Origin of the sequence: Mycobacterium sp. 050272 (assembly GCF_039023525.1) — a bacterium.
GTDB lineage: Bacteria > Actinomycetota > Actinomycetes > Mycobacteriales > Mycobacteriaceae > Mycobacterium.
In genome coordinates this window covers 399362-420014 of the sequence record NZ_JBCHKV010000001.1, presented here as the reverse complement: position 1 = coordinate 420014, position 20653 = coordinate 399362, and the positions used below count along the sequence as shown (strand labels likewise).

The following is a 20653-nucleotide window of genomic DNA, read 5'->3' as shown; positions in this document are numbered from 1 at the left end:
TACGCAATGAGCAAATCGTCACGGGGCGCGGTTTTGGGACTGATCGCCGCCGGCGTGGTCGGCGTCGGGATCGCGCCGACCGCAGCTGCCGCGCCCGACCCGTGCTCGGCGAGCGGGGTCGCCGCCACCGCGAGCGGTGTCCTGAACTCGGCGAGCGGATATCTCGACGGTCATCCCGATGCCAACAACGTGCTGACCGCGGCGGTCAACCAGCCCCCCGCCGACGCAAAGGCATCCGTTCGTGGTTATTTCCTCAGTCATCCGGGTGAGGCGCTGGAACTGAAGGGCATCGCGCAGCCGCTGCTCGACCTGCGCAGCAGATGCAACGCGTCGGTGTCGCCCGATCAGCTCGCGGCGCTGTTCAACGCATTGTCGGAGTAGTCGCGGCCGGCAGGGAGAACACCACGCAGTCGTGCAGGGTGCCGGTGGCCGCGGAGCCGGGATCGGCGTCGCGGTGCAGGAGCGCGCGGGTCGGCACCACATCCAATCGGACTGTCTCGGAGTCGGACTCGGCGACTTCGGCGTGGCCGTCGACGATCAGCGAATAGCCTCCCGGCTCGCGCGGTGGCCACAGCAGGGTGACATCGCCGCGCCTGCTGAGGTTTTCGCGGGTGCGCCCGCCGATGAGTCCGACATCGAGAACAACGCCGTCGCGCAGCCGCGGTTCGACCGTCACGGTGTGAATGCGGTACTCGTCGTCGACGGTAATCAGGTACGCGAACGGGAAGTCGGGCAGGGCGGCGGCCAGCCTGTCCAGATCCACCCTCTTCTTGGTGCGCATAATGTCGAGGATAGGCGCCGCGGGCGTGTGGTCAGTCCGCCGTCAACCCCGTCGGAATGGTGCCCGACCCCAGATTGCTGAGCAGGCCCAGGTTTGCGGTTCCCGGGTTGAAACCGGTGCCGGCGGTCGGTGAGTTGAGCAGGCTCGCGCTGAAGTCCGCCGAAGCCGAGCTGCTCGGCACGGTATGGGCGAACCCGGTGCCGGGGGTATCGGTCAGCCAGGACCCGATGTGGCCGCCGGTGTGATCGAGACTGGCCAGTGTGTTGATGTGGTGCGCCAGGCTTCCAGTGCCCGAGTGGGGTCCGAAGATCAGGTCGCCGTTGTTGAATTGCACACCGAGGTTCTGCATGACCTGCTGCCAGGGCGCCAGCTGTTCGGCGGCCGCCGAGGCGTCGGCGTGATAGCCGGACATCGCTGCCACGTCGGTGGCCCACATCTGTTCGTAGGCGGACTCGATGTCCATGATCGTGGGGGCGTTTTGGCCCAGATGGTTCTGCGAAGCCAACGCCCGCACCAACGCGCGGTTGGCCGTCACCACCGCTGGCTGCACCGTGGCCGACAGCGCGGTCTCGAAGGCGCCCGCGATCGCCGAGGCCTGGCTGGAGGTCGCCTCGGCCTGGGCGGCCGCCGCCTTGAGCCAGCTCACGTATTGGGTCGCGACGGCCAGCATCGCGGATGCCGAGGGACCCTGCCACGAACCGTTGGCCAGATCGGAGGCCACGGAGAAAAACGAGGACGCGGACGAGGCCAGGTTCTCGGCAAGCCCATCCCAGGCTTCCGCGGCAGCATGCAGCGGCGCCGATCCAGGACCGGCGTAAAGGAGGGCCGAATTGATCTCTGGCGGCAACCACGCGTAATGCGGGCTCGTCACTGCAATAACTTAACCGGGACAGGGCCTTCTTCGTGGCGTTATGGCGTGGGTGCGGGCGCCGTTTGGCGGCCGCGGACCAGCTTGCCGGGACGCGCGTCGGTGGGTTTGCCGTTTTCGGCGATCACTTCACCGGACACGATCGTGGCCACATAGCCGTCCGCGGTCTGGTCCAGTCGACGCCCGCCGGCGGGCAGGTCATAGGTGATCACCGGCTTGTGCAGGCGCAGCCCGGCGTGGTCGATCACGTTGAGATCGGCCTTGTACCCGACCGCGATTCGCCCGCGATCGGCCAGCCCGGCGACCCGGGCCGGTACCGACGTCAGCTCGCGGACGGCCTCGGAAACCGTGAACCGTCCGGACGCCCGGTCCCGCGCCCAGTGCGCCAGGAAGAACGTCGAGTAGCTGGCGTCGCAGATCATCCCGTAGTGGGCGCCGCCGTCGCCCAGCCCGAGCACCACGTCGTCGCGGTGCAGCAGCTCGCCGACCGTGTTCAGCGAGTTGCGCTCCATGTTGCTGGTCGCGACCAGCAGCATGGCGCGGCCGTCGTCGTCGAGCAGCCGGTCGTAGGCCTCCTCCATCGGGTGCACGCCGCGGGCTCTAGCCCGGGCCCCGATGCTGTCCGCCGGGTCCGGCTCGTAGTTGGGGTGCTCGCCCAGCGGGAAGATCCAGTCCCACATTTGCGCGACGTAGAGAATCGGGTGCCCTTCGCCCGGCTTGTCGGCCAGGATGCGGGCACGGACCTCGGGCTTGCGCATCTCGGCGACGCGCTCGGCCAGCGGCAGATGAGCGATCTCCTGGTAGCTGGGATAGAGCACGAACGGGTTGGCGGTCAGTTGCAGCCCGATGATCAACCCGATCGGGCGGGGCAGCAGCTGCGCGGTGATATCGCCGCCGGCGGCGTTGGCCTTCTCGATCATGTTGATCGCGTCAGGCCACGTCGGGTCCCCGGCGTTGGCGACGACGAGCGTGAAGGTGACCGGTAAGCCGACCTCCTCGGCGACGTCGAACACCGTCTGCAGCACCGGTTGGTAGCCGCCGGCCGGAATATCGGGCACGAACTGCAGCAGCCCGCCGCCGCCGTCGACGACGCCCTTGGCGATCTCCTCGATCTCCTCCCGAGCGGCTTCGTAACTCGGTATAGGCGAACCACTTTCGGTCTTGTGGATGGTCAACCGCGACGACGCGAAGCCCAGCGCCCCGACTTCCATGGCCTCCTTGGCCAGCGCCCGCATCTTGGCCAGGTCGTCGGCGGTAGCGGCTTCGCGGTCGGCGCCGCGTTGGCCCATCACGTATACGCGCAGCGGCGAATGTGGCAGGTAGGCAGCCACATCGATGTCGCGGCGGCCCGCTTCCAGCGCGTCGAGGTATTCGGGGAAGGTCTCCCAGGTCCACGGCAGGCCGTCGGTCATCACCACGCCCGGGATGTCTTCCACCCCGGCCATCACGTCGACGAGGACGTCGTGGTCTTCCTGACGGCAGGGCGCGAACCCGACGCCGCAGTTGCCCATCACCACGGTGGTCACTCCGTGCGCCGAGGACGGCGTCAGGCGCTCCGACCAGATGGACTGACCGTCGTAGTGCGTGTGCAGGTCGACGAATCCCGGCGTGATCAGCAGGCCGGTCGCGTCGATCTCGCGCGCGGCGCTGTCGCCGTTGACGGACCCGACGGCTGTGATGACGCCGCCGGTCACTCCGACGTCGCCGACGTAGGGCTCACCCCCCAGCCCGTCGACGATGGTGCCATTGCGAATCAGCAGGTCGTAGCTCACCTGATCAATCTACGACCGCGCCCCGGGTCGTGCCACGATCAATTCGGGATCGACCACGTGGGTATTAACTGCGCTATCCGGACGGCAACAACGTCTGAGCGATTCGGCACGCAGGTCCGTAGTGTCGTCGGTATGTCAGATGCCGACGCCGCCGCCCGCGAGTTACTGCGCGACGCGTTCACCCGGTTGATCGAACACGTCGACGAGCTCACCGATGGACTGACCGACGAAGTGTCCAACTACCGACCCACCCCGGACGCCAACTCCATCGCCTGGCTGATCTGGCACAGCGCCCGGGTGCAGGACATCCAGCTGGCCCACGTCGCCGGTGTCGAGGAGGTCTGGACCCGCGACGGCTGGGTGGACCGCTTCGCGCTGGATCTGCCGCGCCGCGACACCGGCTATGGCCACGGCGCCGCGGAGGTGGCGAAGGTGCGTGCGCCTGCCGATTTGCTGTCCGGCTACTACCACGCGGTGCACAAGCTTTCGTGCGAGTACATCGCCGGCGTCTCCGCCGACGAGTTGGCCCGGGTCGTCGACAGCAACTGGGATCCGCCGGTGACGGCCAGCGCCCGGTTGGTGAGCATCATCGACGACTGCGCCCAGCACCTCGGGCAAGCCGCGTACGTGTGGGGCATCGCGCCGTAGATTGACGGCGTGCGATTCCTCGCGACGCTGACGCTGTGGCTCGCCACCACGATTGCGCTGGCGGTGGCCGTCGCCGGGGCATGGGTGCAGCTCAATCTCGTCGACGAGAACGGCTACGCGGCGCTGGCCCGGAAAGCCGCGGGTGACCCCGCCCTGCAGTCCGCGATGGCCGGTGAACTCACCAGCCGGACGATGACGCTGATCGCCGAGCATGGCGGTGGACGCACTCCGGTGGACAGCGCGCAGGTGCGCGACGCGGCCGGCGCATACACCGCCGGTCCGTCCTTCCCGCCGATGTTCGCGACGGCGAACCGGGCCGCGCACCGCTGGCTGTTCGCCGATGCGGGGTCCGATGATGCTTGGGCGGTCGACGTGGCCCCAATGCTCAACGACCCGGCGTTTCGGCAGATCTTGAGCGAGCACAACGTCTCGGTGCCCGCCACGCTGACCGTCCCGCTGACGGCGTCGGTGCCCCACTCGCTGCGGCAGGGCGAGTTGAGCCGGGTGGGCGCGTGGGGCAGGTGGGCGAGCTTGGGGGCGGTGGCACTGTGCGGGTTTTTGGCACTGCTGACGCTGCTGGCCGCGCGTCGCCGCGGCAAGGCGCTGACCGGTCTGGGCGTCTCGGCGCTGCTGGTCGGTGCGGCCGGGTGGGTCGGCATCCAGGTGGGTGCCCGCTACGTCAACGACGCGCTCAATCGCACCAGCGGCGACGTGCGCCAGATCGCCGACGTCATGATGCGCACCGCCGAAGCAGGAATGCGGGTCTGGCTGAACCTGACGTTGGCCGCCGGCGCTGGGCTGGTCGTTGTCGGCGTGATCGTCGCGGTGCTCGGCAGTCTGGTGAAGAAGGCCTAACTCAGCGGCAAGGTCGCCAAGATCGGGCTGGTGGGCTGAGGTGAGCCCGAGCCGGGTTCGACGGTGAAGGCCAGGGCCGTCGACTTGCCGAGGTTGGTCAGCATCGCCGTCGTCGAGGGCGAGACGGCCGCGGTGCCCATCGTCCCCGCCGACGTCGGGCCCTTGGAGTCGATCAACCACATCTGGTACACGGTGCCCGGACTTGGCGGCGGCACATTGTTCATCACCAGCATCCCGGCGCCGCGATCACGGGAGAACACCACCGTGGCCGTCCCGTTGGCCAGTGGGCGCGAAACCGTCCGGACGTCGGGGGCCGACATCACCTGCTCGGCCACCGACTGCGTCGGCGTCGGGCGCAACAGCGTCTGCAGACCGAATGCGGTCAGGCCCGCCACGATCGCCGCCGCGACCGATATCAATGCCGTGGTGCGCCAACGGTTTCGGCGCTTCGCAACACTTGGTGTGGCCAGGGCCAGCACGGCGGACCGCAGATGCGCGGGCGGTTCGGCGATGGTCGAAGCCGAGACGACGGCCATCGTCTCGCGCACGGCGCGGACTTCCTCGGCGAAGGCCGACGCGACCGACGCCGGTGCGGCTGTGAGGCGCGAGTCGATGTCCGCGCGCTCCGCGTCGGAGACCGCGTGCAGGGCGTACGGCGTCGCCAGCTCGAGCAGCTCGAAATCGTTGGGTTCGGTCACGACACGTCCAGGCAGTTACGCAGCCCGCGCAGGGCATCGCGGATGCGGGATTTGATCGTCGACAAATTGGCGGCCAGACGTTGCGCCACTTCCGTGTACGTCAGTCCGCCGTAGTACGCCAGCTCGATGCACTGCCGCTGCGCATCGGTCAGCCCGCCCAGGCAGTCGGCCACCCGGCGGCGCTCGTCGCCGGCGATCGCCGAGTCGGCGACCACGTCATGGTCGGTGTCGACGTTGGCCGCGCCGTAGCGCGATTCACGGCGACTGCCGGCTTGCTCGGCGCGCACCCGGTCGATCGCGCGCCGGTGCGCCATGGTCAGCAGCCAGGACAGGGCGGAGCCGCGGGCCGGGTCGTAGTCCGACGCCGAACGCCACACCTCGAGATAGATCTCCTGCGTCGTTTCCTCGCTGTAGCCGGCATCGCGCAGCACCCGGATCACCAGCCCGAACACCCGGCTCTTGGTCAGGTCGTACACGGCGGCGAAGGCCTGGGTGTCTCCCCGCGCGACTTCAGGCAGCAACTCATCGAGGTTGCTGCTCAGCTGCGGAAGTCCGGTCATTGTCGGTTAGCCTATCGCTGTTCACCGGGCCGCCTCGGCGACGGCTATTGACGTGCTGGTCTCGGCGGTCTAGGGACAAAACACGCGGTCCTTTGCTGATATTCCGCGTAGCCCGGCCGGCCGGCCATCAGTTTCTCGGTCAGCCGGACCCCGGTCACATAGACCAGGAAGTAGGTCATCAGCAGCGGTGAGCCGACCGTGGCCAGCGACCACCAGCCGGTGACGGTGATCAGCCACAGGCCCCACCACACGGCGGCGTCGCCGAAGTAATTGGGGTGGCGCGTCCACCCCCACAGGCCGCGGTCCATCACCACACCGCGATTGGCCGGGTCGGCCTTGAAGATCCGCAGCTGCCGGTCGCCGACCGCTTCGAAGGTGACGCCCACCAGCCACACCACCACACCGAACACCAGGACGGCGATCAGTGGTTTCGGGGTGGGCCCGGTCGCCGCCGACAGTTGCAGCGGGAAGGAGACGAACCAGGTGATCAACGCTTGCAGCAGAAAGACTTTGCGCACCACCTGCCCGGGCGTCGCATCGCCCAGCATGGCGGCATAGCGCGGATCCTCACCCTTGCCAGCGGTCTTGCGGTGGATGTGCCAGCTCAGCCGCGCGCCCCAGATCGTCACCAGCGCCAGCAGTAGCCAGCGCCGCACCGGGTCGCCTTGGCCGAGCGCCGCGGCGACGGCGGCGATCCCGATGAAGCCGATACCCCAGGCCACGTCGACAACGTTGTAGCGGCCGATGCGCTTGCCGATGGTGAAGGTGACCGAATGCACCACGGCCAGAACCGCAACCGAGGCGCCGCACACCTGGGCCAAGTTCTCCACGATGCTCACCTCAGTCATCAGCACTCCTCGCGCGCGAACGTCCACTGGTAGACGTTCAAGTATCCCGATCGAAAGCCCGCCTCCGAATACGCCAGATACAGCTCCCACATGCGCTGGAACACTTCGTCGAAGTCCATGTGCGCCAACCGGTCTCGCCGCTGCAGGAAACGCTCCCGCCACAGCCGCAGCGTCTCGGCGTAGTGCGGGCGCAGCGAGGTCATGTCGACCGTGCGTAAACCGGTGTGGCGCTCGGTGATTGCGGAGATGGCCTGGGTGGATGGCAACAGTCCACCCGGGAAGATGTACTTCTGGATCCAGGTTCGCGTGTTGCGGCTGGCCATCATCCGCGAGTGCGGCATCGTGATCGCCTGGATCGCAACGCGGCCACCCGGTCGCACCAGCCGTTCGAGCGTGGTGAAATACCGCTGCCACGCATGGAATCCCACCGCTTCGATCATCTCGACCGACACCACCGCGTCGTAAACTCCGTCAACGTCCCGGTAGTCGCAGAGGTCGATCGTCACGTTGTCGGTCAGCCCCGCCGCGGCAACCCGAAGCCGCGCCAGCTGCTGCTGCTCGACCGACAGGGTCAGCGAGCGGATCTCGGCTCCCCGGGTGGCCGCGCGGATGCACAGTTCGCCCCAGCCCGTCCCGATTTCGAGCACCCGGCTGCCCCGGTGAACCCCGGCGAGGTCGAGCAGCCGATCGATCTTGCGCTCTTGCGCGGCAGTCAGATCCGACGCCGACGCCGGCAACCTGTCGAACAGCGCGCAGGAGTACGTCATGGTCTCGTCGAGGAATTCGGCGAACAGGTCGTTGGACAGGTCGTAGTGCTTGGCGATATTGCGCCGGGTGCGATCCCGGCTGGCGCTGCCCCACCGCGGCCGGAAGGCCGGCCCGATCGGACGCAGCCATTGCAGCCAGCGCGGCACCAATTCGTCGACCGAGCCGGCGAACACCGTCAGCATCCCGCTGAGATCGTCCGACGACCATTCTCCTGCCATGTAGGACTCGCCGAAGCCGATCAGGCCGTAGCGCCCGATCCGGCGCGCCATCGCTTTCGGTTGGTGGACAATCAAAGTCGGCACCGTCGGGTCGGCGGCACCGACCACCGTGCCGTCCGGGTAGGCCACCCGCAGCGGGAGCCGAGCGGCAGCGCTTCGCAGCAGCCGGTCGGCGGCGGTGGCCGTGGCCGCGCTCACCGGCCCGGACGGCACCTTCGCGATTGCCGGCCAGCGTTCGGAATCGATTGCCGCCGAAGGTTTTCGGATGGTCGATACGGTCATCGCCGTACCAGCGGAACTCGACGTAACCACAGTGTGATCCCCTGAATTCGGATACGTACGGCCACCACCAGCGGCGCCAGCGGCGAAATGAGTTGCATGATCGCGACTTGGCCGGCGCTCGCCGGCCGCCGCTTCCCGCGCATGTTGGCCACGAACGCGGGCTGACGGTCGCGGCGCAGTTCGATGGTGATGTCGACCTCGTCGTCGGGCCGCGGTGCCCGCACCAGGTAGTAGCCGTCCACCGCATTGAACGGCGAGACATAGAACTTCTTCTCGGTGACCACCGGCACGTCGGCCGGGGGCAGCAGGTAGGCGTGGCGCTCGCCATAGGTGTTGTGCACCTCGGCGATCACATGGCGCAGTTGGCCATCGCGGTCGTGGCACCAGAAGACGCTCAGCGGATTGAAGACATACCCGAGCACGCGCGCCTGCAGCAGCGCGGTGACCTGACCCTCGGGTGCGGCCAGACCTCGGTCGGCGAACAAGGCACCGAGCCGGTCGCGCAACGAGCCCGGCTGTCCCGTGGCGAAGTGATCGCAGGCGCGGAACCGGGCGAACGGTCGCAGCCACCAGGGCAGCCGCGGCAACTCGTCGACGTCGACATACCAGCTGTAGCTGCGGTATTCGAACGAGTGGCGCACCGGGGCCTGTCGCGAATGGCGGATCGTGGTGCGGTAGATCGCCGGCGTCAGCATCGGGCCACCGCCTCGCACTGATTCGCTGTCGGCCAGTCGGCACCAAGGCGCCGCGCCGCAGCCAAGCCCGAGGCGGCGCCGTCCTCGTGGAAACCCCAGCCGTGGTACGCGCCCGCGAAGACCAGCCGATCGTCATCCAAGGTCGGCAACAATGCCTGTGCCGCAACCGATTCCGGCGTGTACAGGGGATGGCTGTAGGTCATTTCGGCGATCACCGACGCCGGATCCACGCGGTCGTGACCGCCCAGGGTCACCAGATACCGGCGGTCGCCATCCAGCCGCATGAGTCTGCTGACGTCATAGCTGACCACGACATGGTCCTTCCCGGGGGTAACCAGGTAGTTCCATGATGCGCGCGCACGGCGGTGCCGCGGTAGCACCGATTCGTCGGTGTGCAGCTGCGCCCGATTGGTCGAGTACGGAATCGCGCCCAGCACCGCGCGCTCCCAGGGGTTCGGATCGTCGAGCAACAGCAGCGCCTGGTCGGGATGCACGGCGACGACGGCCGCGTCGAACAACCGCGGCGGGTGGTCGCCCGCCTGCAGCCGCACGCCGTCGCGCACCCGGCGCAGCGAATTCACCGGGGTCCCGGTCGACACCTCGGCGAGCCGCGCGGCGATGGCCTGCACGTAGTGCGCCGAACCCCCGGTCACGGTGCGCCAGGTGGGAGAGCCGAACACCGACAGCATGCCGTGGTGGTCGAGGAAGACGAATAGATAGCGCGCCGGGTAGCGCAGGGCGTCATCGCCGGCGCACGACCACACCGCCGCGACGAGCGGGGTGATGAAAAAGTCGACGAAATACGACGAGAAGCGGTGCCGGCGCAGGAAGGAATCCAGCGTCTCCAGTTCCTCCGGCGCGGTGCTCTCGTCGCGCAGCAGCAGCGCGGCAGCGCGGTGGAATCGGGTGATCTCGGCGAGCATGTGCAGGTGGCGGGGCCGCAGCGACTGCTTACACGCGAACAATCCGCTCAGGCCCAGAGCGCCGGCGTATTCGAGCCCGATCTCGTCGGCGCGCACCGACATCGACATCTCCGAGGGCTGGGTAGCCACCCCTAGCTCGCGCAGCAGCCGGCACAGCGTCGGGTAAGTCCGGTCGTTGTGCACCAGAAAAGCCGAGTCAACGCCGATCACCCGGTCGCCGTCGTCCAGGAAATGGGTGTGCGCATGGCCCCCGAGCCGTACGTCGGCTTCATACAGCGTGACGCGGTCGCGGCCGGACAGGAGGTAGGCGGCGGTCAGGCCGGCCACGCCGCTGCCGATGACGGCAACCGACCGTGCGGGTAAGGAGTCCACGATTTTCATTCGTAGCCACGCAGCTGGCGGATGGGCAGCTTCGCGCTTACGGATGTCTAGCCGAAAGTGAACGAAAACACCTGCAAGCCCTTGCTCACTTGCAGGTCGAACTGATCGCGGTGGGCGCCGCCGTCGGACACGATCTCGTGCAGTGTGGGGACGCCGCTGATCGGTGTGGTGGTGGTTTTCCCGTCGCGGGTCATCGTGATGGTTCCGGTGCCGCCGACGACGACGAAGACATTTTTGGCGGTGTAGTTCAGCCGGATCGCGGCGTCGTCGCTTTCGGCAGTGATGCCCTGGTCGTCGAGGGTCCACCGGCCGCGCAGGGCGAACCTGTCGTTAGCCAGCTGTAACGGGAAGCTGAACCCGGCGGTGCCTGCCTGGTAGCCGCCGTCACCGCCGTAGGTGGTGGCTTTGTCGGGGGCCAGGTAGGTCTCGGGGGTGAGGTTGGTCTTGGGGGTGGTATCGGCCCCGTTGACCGGCGCGGGCAGCGCGACGTTCGGATTGGCGTCCACCAGCAGTTGGCGGATCAGCTTCTCGGTGCCGTCGTAGTCACCTTCGCCGAACTTGGTGTGCCGCAGCGTTCCGTTCCCGTCGATCAGGTACTCGGCCGGCCAGTACATGTTGTTGAAGGCGTTCCAGGTCGCGTAGTCGTTGTCCAGCGCGATGGGGTAGTCGATGTGCAAGCCGGCCGCACCGCTGGCCACGTTGCCGGGGACCCGTTCGAACGCGTACTCGGGGGTGTGCACCCCGATGACCACCAATCCGCTGTCCCGATACCGGTTGTACCAATCGACGACGTGCGGGATGGCGCGCTGGCAGTTGATGCAGGAGTAGGCCCAGAAGTCGATCAGCACCACCTTGCCCCGCACCGAGGCCGAATCGAGCGGTTTGCCGTCCGGGGTGTTGAGCCATCCGGTGATGCCGGTGATGGCCGGCGCCTGCCCGCACTGTTGCAGCTCGGTAGCGCCGTCGGCGCAGTTGGTGGGCAGCCCGTTACTGGTGTTGCCCTGACTCAGTTCCAGCACGCTGCCCGTGCTGGTCCCAGGTGGGCGGCTCGGAACCAGTGACCGTTGGATATCGTTGGCGCCCAGGCGATTTTGCATCGCAGTCGTGTAGTCGGGCACGGCGCGCTGCAGCAGGGCGGGCAGGTTGAACACCAGCGCTACCGCCAGCACGATCATCATGATTCCGCCGGCGATCTGAATCTGGCGCTGATGGCGGCGAAAAGCCGTAACCCGTTGCGCGACTTGCCGTCCGGCCAGCGCGAAAGCCAATAGCGGTATCGCGTTGCCGAGTGCGAACGTCGCGGTCAGCACGAACGTGGCCGGTCCCAGCGACGTCGTCCCGCCGGCGACCACGATCGCGGCCAGTACCGGCCCCGCACAAGGTACATACAGGGCGCCCAACGTCAGTCCCAGGCCGAAACCATCTGTGCTGCCGCTATTTTGGCGTTGCGGCAGGAAGGCGAACGGCCGTTCGATCAGGTGTTGGAGCGGCGGAAAGATCAACCCCAGGCCGATCAGAGTGAGCACCGCCAGTGCGGTCCACCGGATGGCGTCCTGGGGCAGGTGCAGTGCCGACAGCAGCGCGGAGCCGATCAGGGTGGCCAGGCTGAAGCTGCACACCAGGCCCGCGATCACCAGGTAGGGACGCATGGCCGAACTCAAACCGCGGCTGCTGGCTTTGCTGCTGCCGCCGTCCATGCTGGACAGAAAAATCACTGGAAGCACGGGCAGGATGCATGGCGAGATGCCGGTGATCAAGCCACCGAGAAGGCCGATGAGCGCAATTGTGTGCATACGAGTTATTCGAGACGGCGGGGGTTAGGGACGGGATACAAGACGCTGACGACTCTCCACGGTAACCGCCCGCGAAAAACACGCTATGTGCGTTATGCAAATCACGTGATGTGCGTTACGCTCGGCCGGTGGCGCAACTCACGTTTCAGCGCGCCCGCACGGAAGAGAACAAGCGCCGACGTGCGGCCGCACTCGTCGAGGCCGCGCGCTCCCTGGCGCGCGAGACCGGTGTTGCGTCGGTGACGCTCACCGCCGTCGCCGGTCGCGCCGGCATTCACTACTCGGCGGTGCGCCGCTACTTCACGTCGCACAAAGAAGTCCTGCTCCATCTCGCCGCCGAGGGGTGGGTGCGATGGTCGGACACGGTGTGCGAGCAGCTGGCCGAGCCGGGTCCCATGTCGCCGGCGCGGGTGGCCGAAACATTGGCCAACGGGCTGGCGGCCGATCCACTGTTCTGCGACCTGCTCGCCAACCTGCACCTTCACCTCGAACATGAGGTGGAGGTGGAACGGGTGGTCGACATCCGGCGAACGATCTCCGCCGCCGCGGTCGCCCTCGCCGACGCCATCGAGCGCGCGCTGCCCAAACTCGGCCGCTCGGGAGCGTTCGACAGCTTGATCGCCGCCTATTCGTTGGCGGCCGCCTTCTGGCAGATCGCCAACCCGCCGGAGCGGCTCACCAATGCCTACGCCGACCAGCCGGAGGCCGTGCCGCCCGAGGAGTGGAATATCGAATTCGGCCCCGCCCTCACCCGGGTGCTCACCGCTACTTGCATCGGCCTTCTCGCTGAATCGCCATGACTAACAAGCGAATTCGAATCGCACTCGGACGGGCGGTCGGTCGCTCGGTGAGCGGGAGGTAAGTGGGTGGCAAAGGCGCCTGTTGCCAATGCGGTGCGACGACTGTGGATCGTTCTCGTCATCGCGGTCGTGATCGCCGTCGCGTCCTTCTGCGTCCTTCGCCTGCGCTCCTTCTTCGGCAATCACGACACTTCGGGGATCGGCAGCAGCAGCCTGGACGACATCAAGCCGTTCAACCCGAAGCACGTGGTCTACAAGGTGTACGGGTCGGGGAGCACCGCCAATATCAACTATCTGGACATCAACGCCCAGCCGCGGCGCATAGACAACGTGCCACTGCCCTGGACGCTCTCGGTCACCACCACGCTGCCGTCGGTGAGCGTCAACGTGGTCGCACAAACCGACGGAGGCCAGATCGGCTGCCAGATCATCGTGAATGACGTAGTCAAGGACGAAAGGTCGGTCACCGGAGTGAACGCCGAAACCTTTTGCATAGTGAAGTCCGCATGACCGACAACCAGGCCGCCGGGCTTCCCCACATGCCGCTGTTTGCGCGGTCGGTGTACAAATTCGCGCCCTTGATCGTCGTGGGCTGGGTCGCGCTGGTGGTATGCCTGTCCATGTTCGTTCCCGACCTGGAAACGGTCGGCAAGCAACACACGGTGCCGATGAGCCCGAAAGAGGCGGCATCGATGCAGGCGACGCAGCGCGTCGGCAAGGTCTTCAACGAATTCACCAGTGACAGCGCGATCATGATCCTGCTGGAGGGCGACAAGCCGCTCGGTGACGACGCGCACCGCTTTTACGACCAGCTGGTCAAGAAGCTCGAAGCGGACACGGCGCACGTCGAGCACGTCCAGGACTTCTGGGGCGATCCCCTGACGGCGGCCGGCTCCCAGAGCTCGGACGGCAAGGCCGCCTATGTGCAGGTGTATCTGCGGGGTAATCAGGGCGAGACCAAGGCCAATGAGTCTGTCCGGTCGGTTCGCCAGCTGGTGGATTCGACGCCACCGCCGCCCGGGGTGAAGGCGTATGTGACCGGTGCGGCGGCCCTGACCGCCGATCAGTCGGCGGCCGGTGACAAGGGCGTCATCTTGGTCACCCTGCTCACCTTCGCCGTGATCATCGTGATGTTGCTGTGGGTGTACCGCTCGGTCATCACGATGTTCATCACGCTGGTGATGGTGGTGCTCGAGCTGTTCGCGGCGCGCCAGGTGGTCGCGTTCCTGGCGCACAACGAGATCATCGGCCTGTCGACCTTCGCGGTGAACCTGCTGGTGTTGATGGTGATCGCGGCGAGTACCGACTACGCGATCTTCGTACTGGGCCGGTATCAGGAGGCGCGATCGCTCGGCGAGGACCGAGAACAGGCCTTCTACACCATGTTTCACGGGACCGCGCACGTCGTGCTGGGCTCCGGTCTGACCATCGCCGGCGCGATGTATTGCCTCAGCTTCACCCGCCTTCCGTATTTCCAGAGCCTCGGCGTCCCGTGCGCGGTGGGGACGCTGGTCGCCGTGCTCGCCGCACTCACGCTCGGCCCGGCCATATTGGCGGTGGGCAGCCGCAGTCGGTTCCATCTGTTCGACCCCAAGCGCAAGATGCGGACCCAGGGCTGGCGCCGCGTCGGCACCGCGATCGTCCGGTGGCCGGGGCCCATCCTGGGGGTGTCGATCGGCATCGCGCTCATCGGCCTGCTGGCGCTGCCCGGGTACAAGACCAATTACGACAACCGCCAGTACCTTCCGCCGAGCACGAAGGCGGTCGTCGGATACGAAGCCGCGGAGCGGCACTTCTCCAACGCCCGGATGAACCCGGAATTGCTGTTGATCGAGACCGACCACGACATGCGTAATCCGGCAAATATGTTGGTACTGGACCGAATTGCCCGGGGCGTGTTCCATATCCCCGGCGTCGCCCGCGTCCAGACGATCACCAGGCCGCTGGGGGCGCCGATCGAGCACACGTCGATCCCGTTCCAGATCAGCATGCAGAACACGACGCAGGTCGAAAACCAGGAGTACATGAAGAAGCGGATGGCCGATATGCTCACGCAGGCCGACGCGATGCAGATGTCCATCGACACGATGCAGCGGATGTACGACATCACGTCGAAGATGGCCGCCGTGACTCACCACATGGACGGCCTCACGCACGAAATGCTGGACGTCACAAGCAATATGCGTGACGAGATCGCCAACTTCGACGACTTCTTCCGACCGATCCGCAGCTACTTCTATTGGGAGAAGCACTGTTTCGACATTCCGGTCTGCTGGTCACTGCGATCCATCCTGGACGCCCTCGACGGCCTGGATCAGATCGTCGAAAAGTTCCAGTACCTGTCGAATGACATCGGCCAGCTGGATGCGTTGTTGCCGCAGATGCTGGCGCAGATGCCTCCGATGATCGCCACGATGTCGACGATGAAGCAGATGATGCTGACGATGCACAGCTCGATGAACTCGATGTACGACCAGATGGACGTGATGAGCCAGAACTCGACGGCCATGGGTCAGGCGTTCGACGCGGCCAAGAACGACGACTCCTTCTACATTCCGCCGGAGGTTTTCGACAACCCCGACTTCAAGCGCGGCCTGAAGATGTTCCTGTCGCCCGACGGCCACGCCGCCCGTTTCATCATTTCCCATGACGTCCCCCCAGCGACCCCCGAAGGCATCTCACACGTCGACCCGATCAAGTTGGCGGCCAAGGAAGCGATCAAGGGGACGCCACTGGAGGGGTCCAAGATCTGGCTGGGCGGCACGGCCGCGGTCTACAAGGACATGCGAGACGGGTCCAAGTACGACCTGATGATCGCCGGGATATCGGCGGCCAGCCTGATCCTGATCATCATGCTGATCATCACCCGCAGCCTCGTCGCCGCGATCACGATCGTGGGCACCGTGCTGCTTTCGTTGGGAGCTTCCTTCGGCCTCTCGGTGCTTGTCTGGCAGGACATCTTGGGCATCCAACTGCACTGGATGGTGCTGGCGATGTCGGTCATCCTGCTGCTGGCCGTCGGATCCGACTACAACCTGCTACTGGTATCTCGATTCAAAGAGGAGATCCACGCGGGACTGAAGACCGGAATCATCCGGTCGATGGCCGGCACCGGTGCGGTGGTGACGTCGGCCGGTCTGGTATTCGCCGCCACGATGGCGACGTTCGCGATCAGCCCGCTGCGCGTCATGGGGCAGGTCGGAACCACCATTGCCCTGGGCCTGTTGTTCGACACCCTGATCGTGCGGTCGTTCATGATGCCGTCGGTCGCGGCGTTGATGGGGCGCTGGTTCTGGTGGCCGACGCAGGTGCGCACCCGCCCGGCCAGCCAGATGCTGCGGCCCTACGGGCCTCGTCCGGCGGTGCGCACCTTGCTCAATGCGCCCGTGCTGGTCCCCGGCAATGGCCGCTCACCCAACGGGGAGGCGGCCATGACGGATCGCTTCCCCGCGCACTACTAACGGATTACAGCGCAACCACTTGCGGCAGCACGTCGTTGGTCTCTTCCACTGACTCGCCGCAGGTGCGGCAGTGCGAGCTCGCGTAGCGGCGAAGCCGGCCGACCTTTACCCGCGCCTCGGGCTCGACGTGCTGTCCGCGTACCACGCACAGCATGTCGACGATCAGCCCGGCTTCGCGGGCGTGCACGTGCACGATGCGTGTGGTCGGGGCGTCAGAGTCGCCGACGACATCACGCCAGTCGAGGGCTGCGGCTGGGATCGTGGCTGGGGTCGCGGTGCGCATGGCCCCAACTATTCCCGGTGCGCTGGTCACCAAACATCCACCGAACGGCCCGACAACGGCTGATTCGGTTGTCCCCCGATCGGGGGACGAAAAGCAATTAACCCCGGGCCGGGCCCGGGGTTAATTGGTGAGTGCGGGGGCTTACGCCCAGTTCCAGACCGACATGTCGCCGGGCGGGTACTGATTGCAGATGTCGGTCGACTTGGCGACGACACCCTTGTTGTTGAAGAAGATCTTCATGTGGTTGGGCCAGGCCACCCACAGCGGGTCGGAGACCGGCGCGTAGAAGTTCTCGGAGTAGCCGCGACGGTCCTGCGGCGCCAACGAGTAGAACCAGTGCGCCTTGTCGATCGTCGCCTGCTGGACGTTCGGGTGGTTGTTGAAGTCGATCATGTACCGCTGGTAGTACACCGGGCTGGTGTCCCGGGTGGCCGCCAGGATCTGCTCGGCGTCACACGTGGTGTTGATCATCCGGCGGGGGATCGGGAAGTCCTCCGTGGAGTCCGCCGACGCGGTCGCCGGGACGGTCACAGCGGCCATACCCATTGCAAAGAACATGGCGCCTGCTCGCAGGCACGAACTCAGCCGAGACATAGATGTAACGGTAGCACTTCGGGCATCCTGCGGGCGAGTCTTGGCCGACTTTTTAGTCCAGCTTATTAGCCATCGCTATCAGGGACGATGACGTGCGAGGGATCGGGCCGCAGGTCAGGCGGGGCCTGGCTGTAGTCGCCGAACGGGCCGTCGCGGTGCTGCACCGCGGCCCGGACGCCCTGGCTTTGCGCGGTGTTGATGAAGCCGAGCGCCTCGGGCGTATTGCGCATCAGGCCGTCGAGGATGCCGCCCAGCGTTTGGGTGGAGGCCAGTCCCATGTTCTCGTAGGCCTGGTTGACGATCAGCTTCTGCGCCTGCAGCTGCGACAGCGGGATGTGTGCCAGCTCGGCGGCGATCTCCGCGACCCGGGCCTCGAGGCGGTCGAACGGAACCGCCTCGTTGATCAACTCGATCTCGGCGGCCTGGACGCCGGACAGCGGTCGGCCGGTCAGCGAATGCCACTTGGCCTTGGCCAGGCTCAGGCGGTAGAGCCACATGCCGGTCAGGTACGCCCCCCACATCCGGCTGTAGGGAGTGCCGATGACGGCGTCTTCACTGGCGATGATGATGTCGGCGCACAACGCGTAGTCGCTGGCCCCGCCCACACACCAGCCGTGCACCTGAGCGATCACCGGCTTGGATGCCCGCCAGATCGCCATGAACTTACTTGTGGGCCCGGTCGCACGGGCGCTGACCATCGCGAAGTCCTTACCCGGATCCCACTTCCCGTCGGTCATCATCGACTCGCCCCAGTGCTGGAATCCGCCACCGAAGTCGTAGCCGCCGGAGAACGCCCGGCCGGCGCCGCGCAGCACGATGACCTTGACGCCCGCATCCCGCTCGGCGAGGCCGATGGCAGCCTCGATCTCGTCGGGCATCGGCGGCGGCACGATCGTGTTGAGGTGCTCGGGGCGGTTCAGCGTGATGGTCGCGACCGGACCGGAGGTCCTGTACAGCAAGGTCTCGAAGTCGGGCTTGGTATCTGACATAGGCCCCAGTGTGGGCTAGCGGTCCTCGACGGGCGGGTCGGGTTCGCAGTTTTCCGGAGTCGACGCGTAGATCTGGTCGCCGATCTTCAGGTAGGGCGTGGTGAAATAGGCGGTGCTCAGCACGAGTGTGGAGAAGATCAGTGTCGTGATGACGGCGTTCGGCCACAGCTGTCCGGTCCCGAAGCCGAAAAGGACGATGCCCAGAGCCGAGGTCCCCCAGTAGAAGTATCGGGCCTTGCGGCGTTGCGAGATGAAGCGAAATCGTGCCTGCGCCCACCCCGCGATGATCAGGATCAGACCGGCAATGACCATGCCGAATTCGATGATGTCGAGGATCTTCACGGTTGGCCTCCCAGCGTGCGCCATAGGAACGAATAACTCAGGGCCGATTTGAAGGCGGCTTGCTCATTGTCCGCCGCACCGGCGTGCCCGCCCTCGATGTTCTCGTACAACCAAACCTGGTGACCCGCGGCCTGCAGTGCCGCGACCATCTTGCGGGCGTGGCCGGGATGCACCCGGTCGTCACGCGTCGACGTGGTGAACAGCACCTGAGGGTAACGGCGTGTCGCCGAAATATTCTGGTACGGAGAGTATTTGGAGATGAATTCCCAGTCGTCGGAGTTGTCGGGATCGCCGTACTCGGCCACCCATGACGCGCCGGCCAGCAGCAGGTGGTAGCGCAACATGTCCAGCAGCGGCACATCGCAGACCAACGCGCCGAATTTCTCCGGGTACTTGGTCAGCATGATGCCCATCAGCAGGCCGCCGTTGCTGCCGCCCTGGGCGCCCAGCTGCGCGACACTGGTGATGCCGCGGTTCACCAAATCGTCTGCCACCGCGGCGAAATCCTCATCGACCTTGTGCCGGTTCTCGCGCATCGCCTGGGTGTGCCAGCGCGGCCCGTACTCGCCGCCGCCGCGAATGTTGGCCATCACGTAGGTGCCGCCACGAGCCAGCCACAGCCGGCCCAACACCCCGCTGTACCCGGGCGTCCTGGAGGATTCGAAACCGCCGTAACCGCTGAGCAGGGTGGGACCGGGGCCTTCGATCGCGCGCGACCGCACCACGAAGTACGGGATCCTTGTCCCGTCGTTCGATGGCACGAAATACTGCTGCACGTCCAGGTTTTCGGCATCGAAGAATGCCGGCGCGGACTTGATCTGCTCGAGTTGCCCTTCGCCGGTGCCACGCAGCAACCGCGAAGGCATATCGAACCCACTTGAATCCAAGAAGAATTCGTCGCCGGTGTCGTCGGCGGCCGCGATCACGGTGTTGGTCGCCGGCGGGATTCCGGCGATCGCTTCGCGCCGCCAGCTGCCGGGTGTGACGATTTCGACCCGGCTGGCGACGTCGGCCAACGTGACCAGCAACAGCCGGTCGCGGGTCCACGCCGTCTGGTGCAGGCAGGTGTGCTCGTCTGGTTCGAAGACCACTTGCACATCGGCTGTGCCGGCGAGGAATTCGTCGTAGTCGGCCGCCAGCAGCGAGCCGGCGCGGTAGGTGGCGGCACCGAGCGTCCAATCGCTGCGCAGCTCGATCAACAGCCATTCACGGTGGATCGACGTGCTCGCGTCGGTGGGCACGTCGACGCGGATCAGCTCCGATCCGCGTATTTCGTAGAGCTCCGAATTCCAGAAGTCGATGGAACGGCCCGCGAAGCTGCGCTCGAAGCCCGGCGTCCGGTCGGCGTTCGCCCCGGCGCTGACGTCCGTGCGGGTGCCGGAGAAGATGGTCTCGGCCTGGCTCAACGGGGTGCCGCGATGCCATCGCTTCACGATGCGCGGGTATCCGGATTCGGTCAGCGAATCGGGGCCGAAGTCCGTGCCGACCAGCACCGTATCCGGGTCGGCCCAGCCGATCTGCGACTTGGCTTCCGGTAGTGCGAACCCGTCGGGGATGAATTCTCGTGTGATCATGTCAAATTCGCGGACGATCACCGCGTCCGAGCCGCCGGGGGAGAGATTGACCAGGGCGCGGGTGAACTCGGGCTCGATGACCGTGGCGCCGGCCCACACCCATTTCTCGTCGTCGGTGCGACCGAGTTCGTCGACATCGATCAGCACGTCCCATTCGGGGGAGTCGCTGCGGTAGCTGTCGAGCGTGGTGCGCCGCCACAGCCCGCGCGGGTTGGCCGCGTCGCGCCAGAAGTTGTAGAGGTACTCGCCGCGGCGGCGCACATAGGGGATGCGGGCGTCGGTGTCGAGAACCTCCAGCGCCTCGGCGCGCATCCGTTCGAAGTCCGCCTCGTACCGGCCCCCGCAGAACTGCGCCAGCGTCGGCTTGTTGCGCGCGCGCACCCAATCCAGTGCCGCTTCGCCGGTGACGTCCTCGAGCCACAGGTAGGGGTCGTCGGAGCCGGGATCTGTCGCTGTCATGCAAGCCCTGTCATGGAAGCCATTGTGGTCCCAGCGGTAATGTGAGCTGTATTACAGGTGA

The 20653-nt window shown here is 66.4% G+C and carries 21 protein-coding genes; 6 read left to right on the top strand and 15 right to left on the bottom strand.

The features are described 5' to 3' along the window. Positions 1-6 precede the first annotated feature (6 nt). Complete coding sequence (locus AAHS21_RS02090) at positions 7-381, top strand: heme-binding protein (RefSeq protein ID WP_342926054.1); 375 nt, start codon at positions 7-9, stop codon at positions 379-381. On the opposite strand, the gene AAHS21_RS02085 is transcribed toward AAHS21_RS02090, so the two are convergent. From AAHS21_RS02085 to AAHS21_RS02075, 3 genes are read right to left on the bottom strand one after another with little or no spacing between them, the layout of a single operon-like run. Next, on the bottom strand, positions 362-781 hold the full coding sequence (locus tag AAHS21_RS02085) for a pyridoxamine 5'-phosphate oxidase family protein (RefSeq protein ID WP_342926053.1): 420 nt from the start codon (positions 779-781) through the stop codon (positions 362-364). The two genes, AAHS21_RS02090 and AAHS21_RS02085, sit on opposite strands and share 20 nt — an antisense overlap. 31 nt (positions 782-812) lie before the next feature. Next, the gene (locus AAHS21_RS02080) at positions 813-1652 is read right to left on the bottom strand and encodes a PPE family protein (RefSeq protein WP_096284400.1); all 840 of its coding nucleotides are present in this window, start codon (positions 1650-1652) and stop codon (positions 813-815) included. Positions 1653-1690: 38 nt separating this feature from the next. Next, positions 1691-3421 carry an amidohydrolase family protein gene (locus AAHS21_RS02075; RefSeq protein WP_342926052.1) on the bottom strand — a complete coding sequence of 577 codons (1731 nt, stop codon included), beginning with the start codon at positions 3419-3421 and terminating at the stop codon, positions 1691-1693. Positions 3422-3553: 132 nt separating this feature from the next. On the opposite strand from AAHS21_RS02075, the gene AAHS21_RS02070 reads away from it, so the two are divergent. Together AAHS21_RS02070 and AAHS21_RS02065 are read left to right on the top strand one after the other, a co-directional pair. Further along, a complete protein-coding gene (locus tag AAHS21_RS02070; protein ID WP_342926051.1) occupies positions 3554-4069 on the top strand; it encodes a mycothiol transferase in 516 nt (171 codons plus the stop codon). A gap of 9 nt (positions 4070-4078) precedes the next feature. Next, entirely contained in the window at positions 4079-4924 is an 846-nt protein-coding gene (locus AAHS21_RS02065) for a hypothetical protein (protein ID WP_342926050.1), read from the top strand. On the opposite strand, the gene AAHS21_RS02060 is transcribed toward AAHS21_RS02065, so the two are convergent. The 7 genes from AAHS21_RS02060 to AAHS21_RS02030 are packed head-to-tail and all read right to left on the bottom strand — an operon-like array spanning position 4921 to position 12090. Next, entirely contained in the window at positions 4921-5622 is a 702-nt protein-coding gene (locus tag AAHS21_RS02060) for an anti-sigma factor (protein WP_342926049.1), read from the bottom strand. The two genes, AAHS21_RS02065 and AAHS21_RS02060, sit on opposite strands and share 4 nt — an antisense overlap. After that, positions 5619-6182, bottom strand: a complete 564-nt coding sequence (locus AAHS21_RS02055) for a sigma-70 family RNA polymerase sigma factor (RefSeq protein WP_342926048.1) — start codon at positions 6180-6182, stop codon at positions 5619-5621. The genes AAHS21_RS02060 and AAHS21_RS02055 overlap by 4 nt, the downstream gene beginning before the upstream one ends. A 44-nt stretch (positions 6183-6226) precedes the next feature. Further along, a complete protein-coding gene (locus AAHS21_RS02050) occupies positions 6227-7030 on the bottom strand; it encodes a DUF1295 domain-containing protein (protein WP_342926047.1) in 804 nt (267 codons plus the stop codon). Next, entirely contained in the window at positions 7030-8298 is a 1269-nt protein-coding gene (locus tag AAHS21_RS02045) for a class I SAM-dependent methyltransferase (protein WP_342926046.1), read from the bottom strand. Before AAHS21_RS02045 ends, AAHS21_RS02050 begins: the two co-directional genes overlap by 1 nt. After that, positions 8295-8993, bottom strand: a complete 699-nt coding sequence (locus AAHS21_RS02040; protein WP_342926045.1) for a DUF1365 family protein — start codon at positions 8991-8993, stop codon at positions 8295-8297. Before AAHS21_RS02040 ends, AAHS21_RS02045 begins: the two co-directional genes overlap by 4 nt. Then, entirely contained in the window at positions 8987-10297 is a 1311-nt protein-coding gene (locus AAHS21_RS02035) for an FAD-dependent oxidoreductase (protein ID WP_342926044.1), read from the bottom strand. Before AAHS21_RS02035 ends, AAHS21_RS02040 begins: the two co-directional genes overlap by 7 nt. A 47-nt stretch (positions 10298-10344) precedes the next feature. Continuing rightward, entirely contained in the window at positions 10345-12090 is a 1746-nt protein-coding gene (locus AAHS21_RS02030; protein ID WP_342926043.1) for a cytochrome c biogenesis protein DipZ, read from the bottom strand. 110 nt (positions 12091-12200) lie between these two features. Here AAHS21_RS02030 and AAHS21_RS02025 point away from each other — a divergent pair, with 110 nt between their 5' ends. The 3 genes from AAHS21_RS02025 to AAHS21_RS02015 all read left to right on the top strand — a co-directional run bounded on the left by AAHS21_RS02025 (position 12201) and on the right by AAHS21_RS02015 (position 16351). Next, positions 12201-12890, top strand: a complete 690-nt coding sequence (locus AAHS21_RS02025; RefSeq protein WP_342926042.1) for a TetR family transcriptional regulator — start codon at positions 12201-12203, stop codon at positions 12888-12890. 66 nt (positions 12891-12956) lie between these two features. Next, positions 12957-13400 (top strand): MmpS family transport accessory protein, encoded by a 444-nt coding sequence (locus tag AAHS21_RS02020; protein WP_342926041.1) that lies wholly within the window; start codon positions 12957-12959, stop codon positions 13398-13400. Then, the gene (locus AAHS21_RS02015; protein ID WP_342926040.1) at positions 13397-16351 is read left to right on the top strand and encodes an MMPL family transporter; all 2955 of its coding nucleotides are present in this window, start codon (positions 13397-13399) and stop codon (positions 16349-16351) included. Before AAHS21_RS02020 ends, AAHS21_RS02015 begins: the two co-directional genes overlap by 4 nt. A 4-nt stretch (positions 16352-16355) precedes the next feature. Here the strand turns inward: AAHS21_RS02015 and AAHS21_RS02010 are convergent, their stop codons facing one another. From AAHS21_RS02010 to AAHS21_RS01990, 5 genes are all read right to left on the bottom strand, one after another. Next, complete coding sequence (locus AAHS21_RS02010) at positions 16356-16634, bottom strand: hypothetical protein (RefSeq protein WP_342926039.1); 279 nt, start codon at positions 16632-16634, stop codon at positions 16356-16358. Positions 16635-16775: 141 nt separating this feature from the next. Continuing rightward, complete coding sequence (locus AAHS21_RS02005) at positions 16776-17228, bottom strand: DUF5078 domain-containing protein (protein ID WP_096284423.1); 453 nt, start codon at positions 17226-17228, stop codon at positions 16776-16778. Positions 17229-17293: 65 nt separating this feature from the next. Beyond that, positions 17294-18217, bottom strand: coding sequence for a crotonase/enoyl-CoA hydratase family protein (locus AAHS21_RS02000; RefSeq protein WP_342926038.1), 924 nt, complete (start codon positions 18215-18217; stop codon positions 17294-17296). 15 nt (positions 18218-18232) lie between these two features. Continuing rightward, positions 18233-18559: a hypothetical protein gene (locus tag AAHS21_RS01995; protein WP_342926037.1), complete on the bottom strand. Its 327-nt coding sequence runs from the start codon at positions 18557-18559 to the stop codon at positions 18233-18235. Then, entirely contained in the window at positions 18556-20592 is a 2037-nt protein-coding gene (locus AAHS21_RS01990; protein ID WP_342926036.1) for a prolyl oligopeptidase family protein, read from the bottom strand. The genes AAHS21_RS01995 and AAHS21_RS01990 overlap by 4 nt, the downstream gene beginning before the upstream one ends. Positions 20593-20653: the final 61 nt, after the last annotated feature.

Excerpts from the sequence above, each read along its gene's own strand:
- AAHS21_RS02090 (WP_342926054.1), top strand. The coding sequence starts at position 7 with ATGAGCAAATCGTCACGGGGCGCGGTTTTGGGACTGATCGCCGCCGGC.
- AAHS21_RS02085 (WP_342926053.1), bottom strand. The coding sequence starts at position 781 with ATGCGCACCAAGAAGAGGGTGGATCTGGACAGGCTGGCCGCCGCCCTG.
- AAHS21_RS02070 (WP_342926051.1), top strand. The coding sequence starts at position 3,554 with ATGTCAGATGCCGACGCCGCCGCCCGCGAGTTACTGCGCGACGCGTTC.
- AAHS21_RS02055 (WP_342926048.1), bottom strand. The coding sequence starts at position 6,182 with ATGACCGGACTTCCGCAGCTGAGCAGCAACCTCGATGAGTTGCTGCCT.
- AAHS21_RS02050 (WP_342926047.1), bottom strand. The coding sequence starts at position 7,030 with ATGACTGAGGTGAGCATCGTGGAGAACTTGGCCCAGGTGTGCGGCGCC.
- AAHS21_RS02045 (WP_342926046.1), bottom strand. The coding sequence starts at position 8,298 with ATGACCGTATCGACCATCCGAAAACCTTCGGCGGCAATCGATTCCGAA.
- AAHS21_RS02040 (WP_342926045.1), bottom strand. The coding sequence starts at position 8,993 with ATGCTGACGCCGGCGATCTACCGCACCACGATCCGCCATTCGCGACAG.
- AAHS21_RS02035 (WP_342926044.1), bottom strand. The coding sequence starts at position 10,297 with ATGAAAATCGTGGACTCCTTACCCGCACGGTCGGTTGCCGTCATCGGC.
- AAHS21_RS02030 (WP_342926043.1), bottom strand. The coding sequence starts at position 12,090 with ATGCACACAATTGCGCTCATCGGCCTTCTCGGTGGCTTGATCACCGGC.
- AAHS21_RS02015 (WP_342926040.1), top strand. The coding sequence starts at position 13,397 with ATGACCGACAACCAGGCCGCCGGGCTTCCCCACATGCCGCTGTTTGCG.
- AAHS21_RS02010 (WP_342926039.1), bottom strand. The coding sequence starts at position 16,634 with ATGCGCACCGCGACCCCAGCCACGATCCCAGCCGCAGCCCTCGACTGG.
- AAHS21_RS02005 (WP_096284423.1), bottom strand. The coding sequence starts at position 17,228 with ATGTCTCGGCTGAGTTCGTGCCTGCGAGCAGGCGCCATGTTCTTTGCA.
- AAHS21_RS02000 (WP_342926038.1), bottom strand. The coding sequence starts at position 18,217 with ATGTCAGATACCAAGCCCGACTTCGAGACCTTGCTGTACAGGACCTCC.
- AAHS21_RS01990 (WP_342926036.1), bottom strand. The coding sequence starts at position 20,592 with ATGACAGCGACAGATCCCGGCTCCGACGACCCCTACCTGTGGCTCGAG.